This window comes from Planococcus soli, assembly GCF_016881065.1.
Classification (GTDB): domain Bacteria; phylum Bacillota; class Bacilli; order Bacillales_A; family Planococcaceae; genus Planococcus; species Planococcus soli.
Genome location: NZ_WXYN01000051.1, coordinates 92,396 through 110,763, shown reverse-complemented (window position 1 = coordinate 110,763; position 18,368 = coordinate 92,396). Strand labels below are relative to the sequence as shown.

Here is an 18,368-nt window from a genome sequence, read left to right as displayed (position 1 = left end):
AGTTTGATATTATTAGAAATGGAATTTACATACCAATTTGAGTGAAATTATCGCAATAGATTAGGAGCCGATCGAAATGCCCGAAGAATTTCTATTGAAATTGAAACTGATCATTAAACCACAATGGAAAACCGCTTTTCTTTCAGCCGTGATCATCGGGTTTTTATGCCATATGTTTGTTTTCACTAATATCCTTCCCAACCATGACAGTCTCGTCAATGTGTATAGTCCCCAGCTGAAAGGGAGTTCTGGCCGGTTCTTTCTGTCGCCTTTCAGCGGAATCAGCTCTTATTTCGACTTGCCATGGATCAACGGAACGCTTTCTATTCTTTACTTAGCGCTGATTGCTGTAATTTTTATAGAACTGTTTCAATTGAAAAAAACCTTTTCTATCGTGGCAGTTAGCGGTTTAATCGTCACATTCCCGACCATTGCGTCTATCTTCTCGTATATGTTTACTGCAGACGGCTATATTTTCGGCTCTTTGCTCACCATGCTGGCTTTGCTTACCACAAAAAAATACAGATATGGATTTGTCCCGGGTTCGATCATTTTTTATTTGGGAATGGGTGTTTACCAGGCCAACCTGCCATTCCTATCTACCGTGATAATCATCTTTTTGATCAGTGAAATCTTAGGCCGCAAGATTCCCTTCCAGCAATTGAAGAGCTACGTCCTTCGCTTCCTTGGTTTGGGAGCAATCGGAATGTCAATGTATGCACTAAACTTCAAATTCTATTCCACCTTTTTTGCCGGAAATATAACAAGCTATCAGGGTTTGGACTCGGTCGGCGAAAGCGGCGGTTCCATTTTTGAACGCTTCAAGCAAGTAAATGATTCTTTCTCCTTTTTCTTTTTCCGTGGATTCACTACAGACTCGCCGATTAATTTATTTGAATGGTTGAATGTCGCTGTTTTTCTGTTGATTGCCGTCGGCTTCGTGCTGCTGTTGATTCAGAACCGCATCTTTACTAGTATTCGGATGACATTGATTTCCCTGGCATTGCTTTTGCTGATGCCCGTGTCTGCCTATATGCTGTATTTCGTTTCACCCGATGTCGTCTATCATATGCTGATGGTGCTTGGTCTTGTCAGTTTCTACATGCTGCCGGTGCTTTTCTATGAGCATCTGACCCTCCCAACAATGGCTGCTAAAACATTTTCGTGGTTGTCGGTAGTGATTGTGTTTGTTTCAGTCTTCAACTTTGCCCTTATCTCGAATATTTCTTATCTCAATATGGAATTGAAATTCGAAAAATCAACCGCCTTCGTTAACCGCCTGATCAGCAGAGTGGAACAAACCGAAGGGGTGACGGCTGAATCAAAACTGGCGTTAATCGGACGTGTGCAATTGGACTCGCCATTAAGCACAGAAGATATTCCCGACAATATCCCAAGAATGACGGGACCTTTGGGGCAAAGCATCGTTCCACTCCCTTATCATTACAGCGCCTTAATGAAAAACTATTTTGGTGTTAAATATGATTTCATTTCTGAGCAGGAACGCCAGAAAATTGCAGCTACAGTATGGTTTGAAGAGATGGAGGCGTGGCCATCGCCAAATGCCGTTCGCGTAATTGACGATGTTGTCGTGGTGAAGCTCTGGGACTAAGAAAACATCAGACACGGAATGATCCGCTGTCTGATGTTTTCTTTTTTCATGCAATCAATTACCTATCTCATTGCATAATTTAAGCATATAATGAGGGTAAATAGAATGGGGGAATCAGCATGGACACCGAGCAAAAACTGAAGCAATGGCAACAGGCAGGTCTGCTGGATCAAGAAACAACAGAGCAGATTTTAGCCTTTGAAAAGCGTCAGCCCGCCCCTAAAAAGCTGCCGCTGCTGTTGATGATTGGCTTGATTTTCTTCTCTCTGGCGATTTTCAGTTTTATTGCGGCCAATTGGCAGGCAATACCGGATCTCGCAAAAGTAATGCTAATGCTGGCTTTAATGTGGATTTTCTACAGTATCGCTCTTTTCTCGGAGAAAAAAGCTTTTGGTTCCCCACTGCTCTTTAGGGTGATTGGGCTGGCGATGTTTGGTGCGACTTTACTGGTCGCGGCACAGACTTTTCATTTTCCATTGGCAAATTCCGCTTTGCCATGGGCGATGTTTCTTGCAGCGCTTGCCCATTTCTTTTATTGGAAAAACCTCATTTACTCCGTCATCGGCTTTCTCTTTGGCGGCGCTGTGCTGATATCATTTCTGCCTGACATCGGATGGCTGGAATGGGGCATCTTCATCGCCATTGCTACAGGGTGGTTTTACTTCAGCAAAAGTTTTGCACCGGTAGCCTTTAGCTGGATTCTGCTATTCGCTTCCGGGTTCATGCTGTGGGGTCTAGTGGATTATGACAGCTCGCTGTGGCCGATTTGGACCTTGTTCGCCCTTGTCCTGCTCCTGCTCATTGCACCTGAAAACAAACAGCGGACGATTCGACCACTTTATTTGCTGGCAGCAGGGATGTTGCTGGTAGCATATTTGGCAGTGCGTGGACAAACGTTTATCAGCATAATTGACGCTAGCCATATGGCAGAGGCCATCGCTTTAGCCATCGCCGGAGTTGGCGTTCTTGTACTTTGCTTTTTCAAATTCCGCTCCCTCATGTGGATTGCGATTGCCGGATCCATTGGATTGCTGCTCTTTGACGAAACAGCAATCGGACTGACAGTAGTTGCCGAATTGTCCGCACTCGCATATTTGATTATTGCCCAGCGGCAAAATGAACCTTTGGGATTGGGCTTTGTCTACTTCATCGTTGTCCAGTTTGTTATTTACATCATTTATGCATGGGACCGGCTCGACATGTCACTTTTCTTCTTAATCGGTGCGTTGCTGTTGTTCCTGTTGTCAGCTATAGCCTGGTGGATTAATCGCAGGAAAGAAGGTGTCAAGCCATGAAATCCTGGCTCTTTCCAATCATCCAAACCGCGGTTGTCGTAATTCTGCTTGCAAGTTATTACGCAGCTTCCTGGTTCGGCGAGCAATATGTTTTAAGAGCTGAACCCTTTGATCCGTTCGATCCGTTCTATGGAGAATACGTCATGCTGCAATACCCAGACTTGCAAACGTCTTCCGTCACAGACGACAGTTCCGTGTACTTCACTTTGAAAAAAGGCGATGATGGCTATGCCGTCATTGACCGAATCGATAACGAGTCCTTTTTCGGAGCTATCGAGGGATCAGTTTATGGCGGGAGCGTCACAGCCCCTCAACTGGAACAGTTTTATGTAGAGCAGGGGCTTGGCCCTCAACTAGAGGCGGCGCAAAACCTGCAAGTAACAATTGATGTCTCCAGTTGGGGAACCATTCGGCCCATCAACCTGCAAGAACGTTCGGAATAAGTCCATAAAAAAAGTTCAATCAAAAAACTGATTGAACTTTTTTTATGGACTCACAATTATCATTCCGTCCCATAATACTGCGCATAGTCAGCTTTTTTTTGGACTTTAACATTATTGATCACTGCTCCGAGCAAGCGGGTTTTTGGTGAAGCTGTAATTGCTTCTTTTGCTCTGATGGCATGCTCTCGTTCTGTTTTCCCTGAGTTCACTACCAGGATAGTGCCTTCGCATTTGTTCGCTAAAATCACACTGTCCGCAACAGACAAAACAGGTGGCGTATCAAAGATCAGCAGATCATAAACATCCAGTCCCTGTTCAAAAAGCAGGTCCATGCTATGGGAACTCAATAATTCTGCCGGATTCGGCGGAATTGGTCCACACGGCAAAAGATCCAGATTTTCAATTCCAGCTGGCTGAATCGCCGTTTTCAACGCAATCTGGCGGGCCAGTACATTTGAAAGCCCACGGTTATTTGTAATTTTAAATGTATCATGCATGGTTGGTTTTCTCATATCCGCATCAATGAAAAGCACACGCTTGCCTTCTTGAGCAAACACAATTGCCAAATTCGAAGCGGTAGTCGACTTTCCTTCAGAATGCGAGGCAGAAGTGATGGCCAATGACCGAATATCACCATCAGGAGAAGAAAAATGAATATTGGTCCGCAAGGTTCTGAACTGTTCTGACACCCGCGATTTCGGATTAGTAAATGCAATCAGCTTTCGATTTTTCACTTCCGGTTTGTTCTTTTTTTTCACCATTCATTTATGCCTCCCTGCGTTTAAAGGCAATCGGCTCATTTGCCGGGATGTCTTCTTCTTCGTTCATCGGTGAGATGGCTCCGAGTACAGGAATCCCCAGCACATCCTGTATATCTTTTTCTACTCTAAGCGTTGTATCCAAATAGCGTAAAATCATAGCGATAGCCGTTCCAATCAGCAGGCCGGCAATAGCACCCAGTAAAATATTCAATGGAGGATTTGGCGATACCGGTGTCTGATTCTCCATGACCACAGCTGGTGACAGGATTGAAACATTATCTGCATTCATTAATTCCAAAATTTCCACTTCGAAAATTTCGGCTGTACTGTTTGCAATTTCAACAGCCGCAGTAAGGTCTGCATCTACTACAACCACGTTGAGCAGCTGAGAGCTTTCTGCAATTTCCACAGTTATTTTTTCATTTAGCTCTTCATAGGACATTTCCAATCCCAATTGGCTAATCACTTGCTCAAGTATGATCGGACTTTTGATGATTTCACTGTATGTACCGACCAATTGTAAATCTGTTTCAATACTTTCACTGTCAAACCCGGCTTCCGCCTGTTGCTGACTGACCAAAAGCTGAGTAGATGTTTGATAGATGGGTGTTAGCATGTAATACGATATCAATGCTGCAACAATCATGAATGCGATGGTAATGGCCAAAATCAGCCGCATCCGATTCTTTAAGATCAAGTAAATTTCACGCAGACTGATGGTTTCTATCATTTCGCCATCCCCTCCTTTCGATTAGAAATGTACAAGTGCACGAAAGCATAAGTTTCGGGCATCAACAAAACCCTCGGCTTCTTGTTGTTCAAACAATCGGCTATGGGACATCAATCGAACTAATTGATGTCCCATGCTTTAACTTATGATCGCCTTCAGTAAAGCCCGGGCATCCAATGAAGGTTTCTTTTCGTTCAATAGGCATCTTTCGATCCAAATAGCACCAAAATAGTTTTTAAGATAAGTTTAATATCCATCACTGTATTGCGATTGCGGATATATTCCAAATCCATTTCGACCCATTCCTGAAAGCTGATATTGCTTCTTCCGTTAACCTGCCAAAAACAGGTCAAGCCCGGCGTAACACTAATACGCTGTTTTTCATAGTTTGTGTACTGAGCCACTTCGTCAGGCAGAGCTGGCCTTGGCCCTACGATGCTCATATCGCCTTTGAGCACATTCACCAACTGCGGCAATTCATCAATGCTGGTTCTTCTGATGAATTTTCCGATTTTAGTAATTCTCGGATCGCTTTTGATTTTGAAAACAGGGCCTGATGCTTCATTTTGTTTTAGCAGCGAGGCCTTTAAATCTTCCGCATTGCACACCATAGAACGGAATTTATACATATCAAAAGACTTGCCATGCTTGCCGACTCTTTTCTGCTTGAAGAATATCGGACCATCAGGATCTTCCAGTTTAATCAGCAAGCTGACTATGAGAAATAAGGGAATCAATATAACCAACCCCATTAACGAGCCGGCAATATCCAGAAAACGTTTTGTATATAAATATCCATTGCTGGTATTGGTCTTGACGCTTTCAAACACCATTTCCCGATATCTCGTATTAACATCCAGTTTTTCTTTTTCAGGAGCGGACACTGACATTTGAATCACCACTTTCATCTTAAATTCCATTTATCAATCAGATGGGCGCTGCTTCAATCAGTTTTGCTGAAACTGGTCTGCCGATCGAATGATAATCAATTCCATTTTTCTCCATAGCTTCTAGCGTAAAACAATTTCTTCCATCAATAACGAGTGGCCTTTTCATGTTGTGGAATACAGCCAGTTCAACGTTCTTAATTTCATCCCAATCGGTTAAAATCAGTACAGCATCACTATTGTCAACCGCTCTTTCAATTGAATCTGCGTATTGAACTTTCGAACTCAAAATGGTTTTAGCATTGTCCATTGCAATTGGATCATAAGCTACAACCTCTGCTCCCAGCTTTATCAATTCTTCGGTAATCAGAATAGATGCAGACTCCCGCATATCATCTGTGTTCGGCTTGAAAGCCAGCCCCAGCACAGTTATTTTTTTACCTGAAATGACTGGTATACAGTCGTTCAACTTGCCGATCAATATCCCTTGCTGTTTTTTATTGACATTGACCACGCCTTTCAGCAACTCAAACTCATATTCGACATTCCCCGCAATTTGTATCAAGGCTTTTGTGTCTTTTGGAAAACAAGATCCGCCATAGCCGATTCCCGCTTTTAGAAATTGGCTGCCAATCCGTTGATCCAATCCCATTCCCGTTGATACATTCTCTATATTGGCCCCCAACAATTCACAAATATTGGAGATTTCATTGATAAAACTGATTTTCGTTGCTAAAAATGCATTCGATGCGTACTTAATCATTTCTGCACTTTTTATATCTGTTTTAAAGATAGGCACCCTGAATGGCTGATTAATCTCCTCAATTATGCTGAATGCCTGTTCATTGTCCGCACCAATGACAATTCGGTCTCCATGAAAAGAATCATGAATTGCCGATCCTTCTTTTAAAAATTCAGGATTCGATACGACCTCGACCTGGAGCCCTTCAGACAAATGAGTTTGAACGATTTCCTTGATCATGGCATTTGTCCCTACAGGAACTGTACTTTTTGTAACAACAATGACATCGTGTTTGACATTCTCAGCAATGTCTTTGGCAGCCTGAGCCACAAAAGATAAATCAGCAGAGCCATCTTTGTTTTCCGGGGTTCCTACTGCAATATAGACAACAACTGCCTGCTGAAGTCCTTCTCGGTGACTTGTCGTGAAGCTAAGACGCTTTTCATTGATGTTCTTTGTCATCAATTCACCAAGACCAGGTTCATAGATGGGAGAAATCCCCTTCTTCATTTTTGTGACTTTGTCTTCATCAACGTCGATGCAGATCACGTGATGGCCAATTTCAGACAAACTCACACCAGTTACCAATCCGACATATCCAGTTCCAATTACACTTATATTCATACGGAGGCCCCCAAATTAAAATAGTGGTGCAGCTGATTTTTCAGCCATCAATTCCTTGATGATGCTTTCTACGTCTTTTCCAAATTCCGGACTGTCTAAAGCAAATTCAATGGTTGTACGCAGGAAACCAAGCATTTCACCCACATCATAGCGTTTGCCTTCAAAGTCATAAGCGTAGACGCTTTGCACCTTATTCAGCTTTTGGATAGCATCCGTCAACTGGATTTCTCCTCCTGCCCCTGCACTTTGGGTCCCAAGAAAATCAAAAATTTCAGGATCTAAAATATAGCGTCCCATAATTGCCAGGTTGGAAGGAGCTGTACCTGGTATCGGTTTTTCTACAAAGTTGCTGACCTGATAGCAGCGCCCATCCACTCCACTTGGATCGATGATGCCGTATCGATGGGTTTCATGATCGGGCACCTGCTGTACTCCGATAATAGACGATTGCAGTTTGTCGTATTGGTCGATCAATTGTTTTAAACAAGGCTTGTCCGCTTTTACAATGTCATCACCTAGGAGGACAGCAAACGGCTCATTTCCGATAAACTTGCGTGCGCTCCAGACAGCATGCCCTAAGCCTTTAGGCTCTTTCTGGCGAATATAGTGAATCTCTACATTAGAGGTATGCTGAACTTTTTCAAGAAGTTCAAACTTGCCTTTTTTAAACAAATTATCTTCCAGCTCAAAATTCTTATCGAAATGGTCTTCAATTGCACGTTTTCCTTTTCCCGTAACAATGATGATGTCTTCGATGCCCGAAGCAATGGCTTCTTCAACAATGTATTGAATCGTTGGTTTGTCTACGATTGGCAGCATCTCTTTAGGCATTGCCTTAGTTACCGGAAGAAATCGCGTACCCAAACCGGCTGCTGGAATAATTGCTTTTCTTACCTTTTTCACCATACAATCCACCCGCCTTTGATTTATTTCAGGAACACCGATTTCTATCTTTTCAAATGGGATCGAACCTTTTTGTTATCAAAAAACAGGTTCTTTAGCAATCAATTGACTAAATATTGTCCCATTGTAACATCGATAGTCCCTAAAAAATAGTTTAATTATTAAGAATTATTAATTTAAACGGTTTAATTAGTTCTATTTGCTTATTATTTTAATTTATCCGAGGCTTTTTACAGCAAAATATATATTCTAATATTCAGATAATTGTAGACGTTTTTAAGTATGTGATACGATCATTTCTAAATCTCCGTCTATAAAGTAATTGCCGATAGTCGCTGGAACAATGAAATTGTCCCCTTTCCTCACTGTCGATACACTCTCTTCTGTCACAATCTGCCCCGCGCCACCAATAACGCTGACCAGTAAAAACCCGGTCGTTAACGGCACTTCAACTTTTCCGCCAAGCAGCCAATGGTATACCGTAAAATATTCACCTTCAATCAACCGCGTCGACTCCAGGTTGTTCAACTGCTCTTTCAGGTTGCTTTGGATAACTTGCTGATGCGGACAGGTCATTACCGCCATCGCTTCTTCTAAATGCAGCTCCCGCTTCTTGCCTTCCGGATCTACACGATCATAATCGTACAGCCGAAATGTAATATCCGAACTTTGCTGCGTCTCCAGAATAACGATCCCTTTGCCGATCGAATGCAGCGTTCCGCTTGGCACGTAAACAAAATCCCCTTTTTTCACCTTGATGCTTTGAAATAGCTTGTGCCATTCCCCTTTGCTTACCAGTTGCTGAAACTCTTCGCGCGATTGTGCCTGGTGCCCGATTATAATTTCAGCATCTTCGTCACAATCCAAAATATACCAGCATTCTGTTTTTCCAAATGGTTTATGGGCTAGCTCTTGGGCATAATGATCATCCGGATGCACTTGAACAGATAACTGATCGTTGGCATCGAGAATTTTCACCAGCAGCGGAAAATCACTGTCGGTGGTTTCAGAGCCGAATAACTGAGGATAGTTTTGCCAAACCTCCAACAAACTTTTCCCCTGCAGCTCGCCATTCATAACAATGGATGGCCCATTTTCATGAGCTGAAATGACCCATGCTTCCCCTGTCGTTTGCGAAGGAATATCGTAATTAAATAGTTTTTGAAGTTTTTCCCCACCCCAAATCCGCTCCTGGAAAACCGGCTTTAAAAAAACAGGTTCCTTATACATGAACTCCCCTCCTCCACGGAATAACAAGCACCTTACTAATTACAAAATTTTCCCCACCCGTTATCCATGGCGAGCAGTTATTTTAACTTTGCAGATCGCTTCGATTTCTTCCCATTCGTTTGAAGTGCGGAAAATATCTTCTTCAATCAATTCGCTGCCTGTTTGAACTTCGATTATTTCCATATCAGTGGTCGCTTTCAACGTATGTTTAGCTCCAAGCGGGATATGAATAACATCTCCTGTTCTGACATGGCTCAATTGATCATTGAAAACAAAAATGCCCTCGCCTTTTACGATGGTCCATACTTCACTGCGCTTGTAGTGCATTTGGTAGCTGAGATTTTTCCCGGCATTTATTCCCAATCGTTTGATCAGAACTTCGTTGCCTTCCGCATACCTTGTATATTCCAACACCCGATACCAGCCCCATCGGCGTTCTTCGTACATCGGCCGGCTATTAAAACCTTCCACATATTCTTTCACTTTGGTACTGGCATCTTTGTCGGTCACCAATATCCCATCCGGACTTGCCGCCACCACAACATTATCCAAGCCGAGCAAGGTAATCGGAATATCAAGTTCATTGACGATATGGGAATTTTCCACCCCTTTCCCAATGATCCCCTTGCCTGTCACCTGAACTGCCATTTCTTCTGTCAGCGTATTCCAGGTACCCAAATCTTTCCAATAGCCATCGTATGGCAGAGAGACAATGTGAGCCGCACGCTCAACCACTTCATAATCAAAACTATTTTTAGGCAGCCGGTGGTAATTTCTTAGCAACTGATGATATTCGGTCGGCATGCCACGCTCTTTCAATAGATCGATAATGTAGCCGAGCCTGAAAGCAAACACACCGCAGTTCCATAAGGCATTCTGTTCGATCAGCTCTTCCGCCTGTTGTTCCGTCGGTTTCTCTTTAAAGTAATCGACCGTCAAATACGAATCACCCAGCTTTTTGTCTGGAATAATATAACCGTATTTTGCAGAAGGATAAGTCGGCTTAACTCCCATCAGCGCCAAGTCCGCCCCCGAATCAAGCAAGGCTCTCTCCAGATCCTGAACGCGGCCAAAAAATCGGTTCTCAACGTATGGATCTACCGGCAGCATTCCCACCACTTCGTCAAGACTGCATTTCTGAACCGAATAAAGATAAACAGCTGCCAGAGCGATTGCTGGAAACGTATCTCTTCTCTCGGGTTCAGTGACCACATGGACATCTTGCCCCAATTGGGTTTTGATCATATCCACTTGAGAGCTGCTGGTGGCAATGATGGAATTTCCAGCCATGCCTGTTTCCTCGATTTGTTTCCAGACTCGCTGAACCATGGAAACTTTATTGCCATCCTCATCACTCAACACCTTAAGAAACTGTTTTGAACGCGCATCGTTGGAAAGTGGCCATAGGCGCTTCCCCGATCCCCCCGACAACAATACCAATCTCATAATTATGCCCTCCTTCTCCGTCTGCTAATTTAAGTTAATAACAGTTCTTTGTACTTACTCATTTAAAGAAAGTTATTTTTTTACATCACCCCATAGGTAATATATATCTACTCTCCAAAATAAGTAATCCTATTTACATGTAATTCTAAAAAGGTATACACGTATTATATATATAAATACCTAATAATTCAATATAATTTTCTAATTAATTAGAAATATCAGATATATTTACCTATTTTCGATCTTGAAACCACTCACACCAAGGCATTTATAGTTTTTTTATTTTTCATATTATTTAGAAATTAAAGACATTTTTTTTGTCGTTCGAGTAAAACCACAGTATTATCGTTAACAACCTGCATTTTCTCTGCAAATTTTGCCGCAGAAAAACCGCTTTCATGGAATCGATTGATTCCATGAAAGCGGTTTGGTTAAATGGACTTATTTTTTATTGACAGCTTCTTTGTAGTGCTCTGACTGGGACTGATAAGAAGTTCCCAGCTGCGGAGTGCCCGCAATAGCCTGCAGCACGTCACGGTATTTGTTGATGGACGCATCACTCGTCAGGTTTTTTTCAAGGTAAGCGCGGCCTTTGAGTCCCATCTTCTTCAATTCAGCAGGATCCAAGCTTCGCAGATAGTTGATTGCATGGACAACGCCCTGGTAGTTTTGAGGTTCGATGACAACGCCTGCTCCGCTTTCAAAAATCAGGCGCTGCACTTCACTGCCCTGCTCCAATACGCCCAAAACAGGTTTGCCCGCTGCCATGACGCCATAAATCTTGCTCGGTACAGAAACTCCTTTAATGCCTTTTTGGTTGACCACTAAATGAACGTCCGCCGCATTCAGCGAATACTTAAGAAACTCTTTCGGCTGATACGGAAGAAATTTGACGTTTTCAAGATTGTTTTGAACCGCATATTCCTGTATCCGCTGCTTGACAGCACCTTCCCCGATAAACAAGAAGACAAGATCAGGCTGATCCGTAAATTGCTTGGACACTCCAATTAAGTTCTCTAGATCATAGTAGAGACCTAAGTTCCCTGAATACATGACGATAAATTTATTATCCAGCCCATGCGCTTCCAGGAATTCACGTATGGCCGGTTCATCTTTTTCAAGCGGAACAATAGCATGTTCATCCGTCCAATTGCTGATGACAGTATGGCTCGGCACTTTTTTATCTACAAAACGCCCTCTCAAGGTTTCAGCCATATCTTCCCCTACCAGCAGCACTTGATCGGCATAGCTGCAATTCAGCTTATCGACAGCTTTGGCAATTTTGAAAATGGCCTGATTGTTCGTATACGCTACAGCCTGTGCCTGCTCGGGATTAAAGTCATGGACACTGTATATATGCCGCGAACGTTTCAACAGCTTGCCAATGGTCCCGATCAACCCGCCCAATACCGGCGGCTGGGAAATTGTGAAAATGACATCTGTTCCTTTCTCCTTCAGCAATGCGAGATTTGCCAATAAAAAATAAGAAGAGATGTATTTTATCCGACTGGCTTTGGAGTTTTTATTCACCTCGGGCAGTTTGATCCGAACCACTTTTATGCTATTTAAATAATCCTCTTCAAAAAGTTTCTTGCTGCCTTGGTTTTCACCGGCGTATCCCGGCTGCGCGGCAATTACCGTAATATCAAAATCGTCCTGCAGGCGCCCTGTCAGTTCCGTCATCAACTGGCTGGTAGCTGCGAGATCTGGGTAAAAGTAATTAATGACAAAAACGATCTTTTTTTTGCGTAGCATATGGACCTTCCTTTCCCGGAGAACACCCAGAAAAAATGGGCATTCCCCATTTAAAGTTCGTCAAAAATAGCAATCAAAGCATCAGTATATTTATCTTCGGTATAAAACTCTTCAAACGTCTCCCGGCTCATTCGCCCGAGACGCATGCGTTCGGCATCATCGACTACCAGATCTTTGATAGCAGCTTTGACGCCTTCCACGGTCGGTTCGATTATGACACCACAATCTTTGATCAATTCTGCAATAATTCCTCGATCCGAAGATATGATCGGCAGCCCTGCAGCCATGCCTTCAATAATAGACATCGGCTGGCCTTCTACCTTGTACTTGGTTGGGAGAGCCATCATATCTGACTCCAGGAAAAAGCGTTTTTTCTCTTCCCCTTGTTTAAGGCCATGGTATTGGATGCGTTGATCCATATCGTTCGCTGCAATATATTGTTTAACTTCCAGGAATTCGCTTTCGTTCTGGATGCCGCCGACCAGATCCAGTCGGAGATTATGTCCTTCCTTGACCAATGCAGTAGTTGCTTTGATCAGCTCGACGTAACCTTTTTCGAACATCAGGTTACTTAAATACAGCAGGGAAATCGCCCCTTTTTTCTTGGCTAGCCCTACTTCGCTTTTGAGAATAAAGTCGGCAGGTATGCCATTGGACACCACTTCCACCCGTTTAACATGGCCACGGTAATTAGGAGATAGCTTCCCGCCCAGTACAATGCCTACATCGATTTTTTTCAATGAATTGATGATGAACTTTTGCGTGATTCCGGAGGTGGCATCAATGGTGCCGCCGAGATTATTTCCATGCAGATGAGTCACCACTTTTCCGCGACCGAGCAACTTGCACGCCTGAATCATTATACAATCCCGCAGCAAGCCCATTTTCGTCTGAGAAATGGAGATATACAGGATTGGATTCTTCATGGCAAGCGACAGCAATCCAGAATAAAGAATGGCAAAAGAATCGGTCCATACTTTATCAAAAGAAAGAGCCCCCGGATGTTCGAAATCCTTACGGCTCAAATTAATTTTTTTTACTTTATACCGCTGATGGAGTTTTTCTGATTTATATAAGGATTGCAGAGCGATGCTTTCTCCCAATATAGGAGGAGGCAAAGGCCCGACAAAAATCAAATTCCCCTTTTTTGTTCCAGCCATGTTAAATCACCTCTCAATAATTGACATCTGTTTGCCCTGCATTTTCAGAGGCAAGTTCCTAAACCTGATCCACCCACCAGCACTAATGCGGTTCAGTGGATTTTAACGCCGGCTTGTCCACCAAGTCCTTCTCGAACGAGGCTATGACCAGATAAATAATGACGAAAATTGGCAGAATAATGATCAGCGGTTTGATGTAATAGATATAGCCGTACCAAAACACCCGCGCAATGGTCAAAACTATCCAATAATATCCCAGAGCCATGCCAAAATCTCCAAACAACTTCTTCATCACATAAGCTGGCACAAAAATAATGGCATATGTTGTGAATGGCGCCAAAATCAGTCCCATAATTTCATAGTTCAAGTAGTATTCCCCGTAGACAAACAACCCATAATTGGTATGAATAAGCGAAGCAACAAGATGGGCTGCTTGTGGACTTTGTGCCTCAATGCCAAAGAAAGATGGAATCAACTGAGGAATATAATCGATGAGCGTGTAATAGTTGCCGTAAGTATGAGTTACTTCAATAGCTGCAGCTGTAGAATAGACGAGATCCTGAACAGTAGGATAATTGATGAGAATAAACACAGAATCTAAAATAGCTTCTACATCAAAAATCAATCCAGAATGCCGGACCAGGCCTAGATATGAAAATACCAACAAACCCCCGGCAATCAATGCGGCTTTTTTAAACGAGAATTTTGATTTTATGACTCCCGCTCTTTTTGTAGCCGTCAAAAGCAGGTATAAAATCAGCAGCAGCCCTAAAATATCGACGCGCGCATAATGCGACAGCAGCCAAAATGGCACAAATAGGATCGCAAATTTCCGAATGGCGCTTCCTTTGACACCCATCAGAACAAAGAAATACGAGATGACGACAACTGAGTTCCAGGCATTCCCAGGCAACAAACTGGGCGAAAGATCGTGATAGGCTCCACCCGGAAGATCCGGCAAATAAATGATTGAAGAGACGATGGCTAACGCACTGAAAAACCATGTGGCCAATAAACTGTGAACTGTTCCCGAATAAAAAGTTAGAATTTTGGCATCATAGTTTCGATAAGTTTTATTGGTCATCCAAAGCAGGATCGACCAGATGTAATAGAAAAACAACGCACCAAAAGCCAAAGTGTAGAAATGCTTTTCGATAAGATGGGTGCGGTCATTGAACAATGGCTGAACTTCTCCAACTGGACCGAAGCCGAGTATGCTGATGATCGGCAAAAACAGCAAAACCAATGAAAAACTGGCAAATCCCACTTTAAAGACATAAATGTCCATAATAAATTTAAAGGAAAAAATAATTAAAATGAACAGGTTCCATGGATCATCGGTATTGAAAACCTTTCCTGCCTGAAGCAAGTAATAGATCACTGAAATCCCAGTTAGTAGATTGACGATGATAAACAGGACTTTTTCAAATCGATCATCGGCCTCAATATGCTTTTCCATCGTCTCATTCCTTTATTTATAATTCCCTTCTCCAACAACCAAATGCATCCCAATCCGCGGGACTCCTTTTCAGGAAGGCGTAGTAACGGATAACAGGCGGGATTTTTTGTTGTTTTTTTTGGATTGTGTGTAGAGATAGGATAAAGCCTTCAAAGGTAAAAAAGTGGATAGGTAATAAAACAGAAACTTCAAAGACATGCGTTCATCCTTAAAACCATCAGCCAATATACCTCTGGATAGACGAACAGTTTCTTTGTTTTGGCCAACAATTCCTGTACGGAAAATCACTTTCCAAATGGTCAAAGTAAAACGGTGATAAGTCGACTTTTTCTGTTTTTTTGCCAAATTCTTATATTTTTCGAAAATGCTCAAATGGCCGTTGAGCACTGACTTTTTATTAGTAGTGATGCGTTCACCGCTATGGTGATAAAACAGCACCATGCTTTCTTTGACAAAATCGAATTTGGTCACTTGCGCCAGCCTTATGTACAAATCCCAATCCTGGCAACTTGGCAAACCGGCATCAAACCCCTCCACTTGCTCGAGCACTTCCCTTTTCACCAATACCGATGAAGTCGTATCGATACAATTAGACTCGAACAACTTTGGCAAAATATCCCCACGATATGCCGGCACTATTTTACGGGTAGGCTGATTGTTCTCATTGACTACTTGAACTCCCGTATAGATCACACCTACATCCGGCTGATCCTTAAATAGCTGCAGCTGTTTTTCCAATTTGTCAGGAAGCCATTGATCATCAGAATCCAAAAAGCCTATAAATCTCCCCGTGGCTCTTTTGATGCCGGTATTTCTGGCTTCCGACCCGCCTTTATTGATGTCATGCTTCAAATAGACGATGCGGACATCGTTCATCTCTTCGACAACTTTTTCTGTGTCATCAGTTGAAAAATCATCAATAATGATGATTTCAATATTTTGATGACTCTGGCTTTCCAAACTTTTCACCGCCTTTTTCAGCAGCTCTGAACGATTGTATGTTGGAATTATGACGCTGACTTTATCATTTAAGGTCACCATTGGACTTCATCCCCCCCATCCGTTAAGGAACCCGCTTCCATTAATACTCAGTGATGGCGCTCTTTTCTTCCTTTAATAAATTACAGTCATGCGTAACCATGATTTCCACGAGCTCTTCAAACGACGTAGAAGTCGGATTCCATCCCAGCAATTTTTTTGCTTTAGATGGGTCACCCAGCAGCTGTTCTACCTCTGCCAAACGGAAATATTCCGGATTTACTTCTACTATCACTTCGCCCGTTCTTGCATTAATCCCTTTTTCGTCGATTCCCTCTCCCTGCCATTCCACTTCAATTCCGGCATGCTTAAAGGCCAAAGTAGCGAATTCACGGACAGTATGCATTTCTCCTGTTGCAATGACGAAATCTTCTGGTGTATCATGCTGCAAAATCAGCCACATGCACTCCACATAATCCTTGGCATAACCCCAATCCCTTTTAGCATCAAGATTGCCCAATAGAATTTTATTCTGTTTGCCATTGGCAATTCGCGCGACCGCCATGGTTATTTTTCGTGTAACAAAAGTTTCCCCGCGGCGCTCTGATTCATGGTTGAACAGGATGCCGTTCACCGCGAACATATCGTAGGACTCCCGGTAGTTTTTAGTGATCCAGTAGCCGTATAACTTTGCAACGCCATAAGGCGAACGCGGATAAAAAGGTGTTGTTTCCCGTTGTGGAACTTCCTGTACTTTGCCATAAAGTTCTGAAGTGGACGCCTGGTAAATGCGCGTCTTTTTCTCCAGACCCAAAATACGGACTGCTTCCAAAATACGCAAAGTACCGATTCCATCCACATCCGCTGTGTATTCGGGAGTCTCGAACGACACCTTCACATGGGACATTGCTGCCAAATTATAGATTTCATCCGGCTTGATTTCGCTGATCAGCCGAATAATATTGGACGTATCCGTCATATCCCCGTAGTGAATGTAAAAGTTGTCACTCGATTTTAGTTCTTCGACGTATAAATGCTCGATGCGGCTCGTGTTAAAACTCGAACTTCTGCGGATAATGCCATGCACTTCATAGCCTTTTTTCAATAAAAAATCTGATAGAAATGAACCATCCTGCCCGTTTACTCCTGTGATCAATGCCTTTTTCATAATCTTCCCCCTTAATTGGTCAACATTGTATTTTTTTCTATATGCTCTAAAAACCATTTATAGGCCATTTCCAAGCCTTCGTCCAGCGGAGTTGCCGCTTGCCAGCCAAGGCTTGTCAGCCGATTGATATCCACTAATTTGCGGGGTGCGCCATCCGGTTTTGAAGCATTAAAGACGATTTCACCCTCATACCCCACAGTTTCCCCAATTTTTTCTGCCAGTTCTTTAATGGAGATATCTTTCCCCATGCCGACATTGACCAAGTCGCTGCCGCTATAGCAATTCATCAAATAAATGGCTGCATCTGCCAAATCATCAGAGTATAGAAACTCGCGTTTTGGCGTTCCAGTTCCCCAAACCTCAACCGTTGGCGCATTGTTCAGCTTGGCTTCATGGAATTTCCGGATGAGCGCCGGCAAAACATGTGAACTGTTTAAATCGAAATTGTCATGTGGACCATACAAGTTTGTGGGCATGATGGAAATGAAATTTGTCCCGTATTGCCGATTATAAGATTGGCACATTTTGATTCCTGCAATCTTGGCGATCGCATAGGGCTCGTTGGTTGGCTCGAGCTCTCCCGTCAGGAGTGAATCTTCTCGCATTGGCTGTGCAGCCAGTTTTGGATAGATGCATGTACTGCCAAGAAACAGCAGTTTTTTGACTCCGTTCTGATAAGCGGCATCAATGACATTGGTTTGAATCATCAAATTATCACGAATGAATTCTGCGGGAAAGTCGTTGTTTGCAACAATGCCTCCCACTTTGGCCGCTGCCAGAAAAACATACTCTGGCTGCTCTCCTTCAAAGAACACATCTACCTGTTCACGCTTCGTCAAATCCAGTTGCCCGCTGGTCCGAAACACTAAATTGGAATAGCCTTTTGCAGTTAAGTTTCTTACTATCGCAGAGCCCACAAGACCCCGGTGTCCAGCCACATAAATTTTCGCATCCAAGTTCATAAATACCCCACCTTTTTTTCAGCGTCTGCCATGTACTTGTACATGGATGCTGGTATCTGTTTTATGTTTTTAGATAAGACAAATATAAAATCGAAATTCGCCCTTATACCCAAGACTATATGCTTACTAATCGATTTTATTTTCTCATTCTACCATACAATAGTCTAAATATTACAGATTATTTTGATTATTTGATAAATAATATAATGTAAA

General features: G+C 42.8%; 16 protein-coding genes. 3 read left to right on the top strand and 13 right to left on the bottom strand.

Annotated elements, in window-relative coordinates; translation table 11 throughout:
• The first annotated feature begins 76 nt into the window (after positions 1-76).
• The 3 genes from GJB59_RS15360 to GJB59_RS15350 all read left to right on the top strand — a co-directional run bounded on the left by GJB59_RS15360 (position 77) and on the right by GJB59_RS15350 (position 3,350).
• The gene (locus GJB59_RS15360; RefSeq protein ID WP_142825955.1) at positions 77-1,612 is read left to right on the top strand and encodes a glucosyltransferase domain-containing protein; all 1,536 of its coding nucleotides are present in this window, start codon (positions 77-79) and stop codon (positions 1,610-1,612) included.
• Positions 1,613-1,731: 119 nt separating this feature from the next.
• On the top strand, positions 1,732-2,907 hold the full coding sequence (locus tag GJB59_RS15355; RefSeq protein WP_142825954.1) for a DUF2157 domain-containing protein: 1,176 nt from the start codon (positions 1,732-1,734) through the stop codon (positions 2,905-2,907).
• Entirely contained in the window at positions 2,904-3,350 is a 447-nt protein-coding gene (locus tag GJB59_RS15350) for a GDYXXLXY domain-containing protein (RefSeq protein ID WP_142825953.1), read from the top strand. The genes GJB59_RS15355 and GJB59_RS15350 overlap by 4 nt, the downstream gene beginning before the upstream one ends.
• 59 nt (positions 3,351-3,409) lie before the next feature.
• Here the strand turns inward: GJB59_RS15350 and GJB59_RS15345 are convergent, their stop codons facing one another.
• The 13 genes from GJB59_RS15345 to fcl all read right to left on the bottom strand — a co-directional run bounded on the left by GJB59_RS15345 (position 3,410) and on the right by fcl (position 18,155).
• Positions 3,410-4,111, bottom strand: coding sequence for a CpsD/CapB family tyrosine-protein kinase (locus GJB59_RS15345; RefSeq protein WP_142825952.1), 702 nt, complete (start codon positions 4,109-4,111; stop codon positions 3,410-3,412).
• A gap of 4 nt (positions 4,112-4,115) precedes the next feature.
• On the bottom strand, positions 4,116-4,841 hold the full coding sequence (locus tag GJB59_RS15340; protein WP_142825951.1) for a YveK family protein: 726 nt from the start codon (positions 4,839-4,841) through the stop codon (positions 4,116-4,118).
• 194 nt (positions 4,842-5,035) lie between these two features.
• Positions 5,036-5,749: a sugar transferase gene (locus tag GJB59_RS15335; protein WP_142825950.1), complete on the bottom strand. Its 714-nt coding sequence runs from the start codon at positions 5,747-5,749 to the stop codon at positions 5,036-5,038.
• 19 nt (positions 5,750-5,768) lie between these two features.
• Positions 5,769-7,094 (bottom strand): UDP-glucose dehydrogenase family protein, encoded by a 1,326-nt coding sequence (locus GJB59_RS15330; protein WP_142825949.1) that lies wholly within the window; start codon positions 7,092-7,094, stop codon positions 5,769-5,771.
• A 15-nt stretch (positions 7,095-7,109) separates the two neighbouring features.
• Positions 7,110-7,997: a UTP--glucose-1-phosphate uridylyltransferase GalU gene (galU, locus tag GJB59_RS15325; RefSeq protein WP_142826229.1), complete on the bottom strand. Its 888-nt coding sequence runs from the start codon at positions 7,995-7,997 to the stop codon at positions 7,110-7,112.
• Between the two features lie 276 nt (positions 7,998-8,273).
• Positions 8,274-9,227 (bottom strand): mannose-6-phosphate isomerase, class I, encoded by a 954-nt coding sequence (gene manA / locus GJB59_RS15320; RefSeq protein WP_142825948.1) that lies wholly within the window; start codon positions 9,225-9,227, stop codon positions 8,274-8,276.
• Between the two features lie 60 nt (positions 9,228-9,287).
• A complete protein-coding gene (locus GJB59_RS15315) occupies positions 9,288-10,673 on the bottom strand; it encodes a sugar phosphate nucleotidyltransferase (protein ID WP_142825947.1) in 1,386 nt (461 codons plus the stop codon).
• Between the two features lie 441 nt (positions 10,674-11,114).
• Positions 11,115-12,428, bottom strand: a complete 1,314-nt coding sequence (locus tag GJB59_RS15310; protein ID WP_142825946.1) for a glycosyltransferase family 4 protein — start codon at positions 12,426-12,428, stop codon at positions 11,115-11,117.
• 50 nt (positions 12,429-12,478) lie between these two features.
• Positions 12,479-13,588, bottom strand: coding sequence for a glycosyltransferase family 4 protein (locus GJB59_RS15305; protein ID WP_142825945.1), 1,110 nt, complete (start codon positions 13,586-13,588; stop codon positions 12,479-12,481).
• Between the two features lie 82 nt (positions 13,589-13,670).
• Entirely contained in the window at positions 13,671-15,047 is a 1,377-nt protein-coding gene (locus GJB59_RS15300) for a hypothetical protein (RefSeq protein WP_142825944.1), read from the bottom strand.
• A 69-nt stretch (positions 15,048-15,116) separates the two neighbouring features.
• Positions 15,117-16,088, bottom strand: coding sequence for a glycosyltransferase family 2 protein (locus GJB59_RS15295; RefSeq protein WP_142825943.1), 972 nt, complete (start codon positions 16,086-16,088; stop codon positions 15,117-15,119).
• A gap of 40 nt (positions 16,089-16,128) precedes the next feature.
• Positions 16,129-17,193, bottom strand: a complete 1,065-nt coding sequence (gene gmd, locus GJB59_RS15290; protein WP_142825942.1) for a GDP-mannose 4,6-dehydratase — start codon at positions 17,191-17,193, stop codon at positions 16,129-16,131.
• An 11-nt stretch (positions 17,194-17,204) separates the two neighbouring features.
• Complete coding sequence (fcl, locus tag GJB59_RS15285; protein WP_142825941.1) at positions 17,205-18,155, bottom strand: GDP-L-fucose synthase; 951 nt, start codon at positions 18,153-18,155, stop codon at positions 17,205-17,207.
• Positions 18,156-18,368 lie beyond the last annotated feature (213 nt).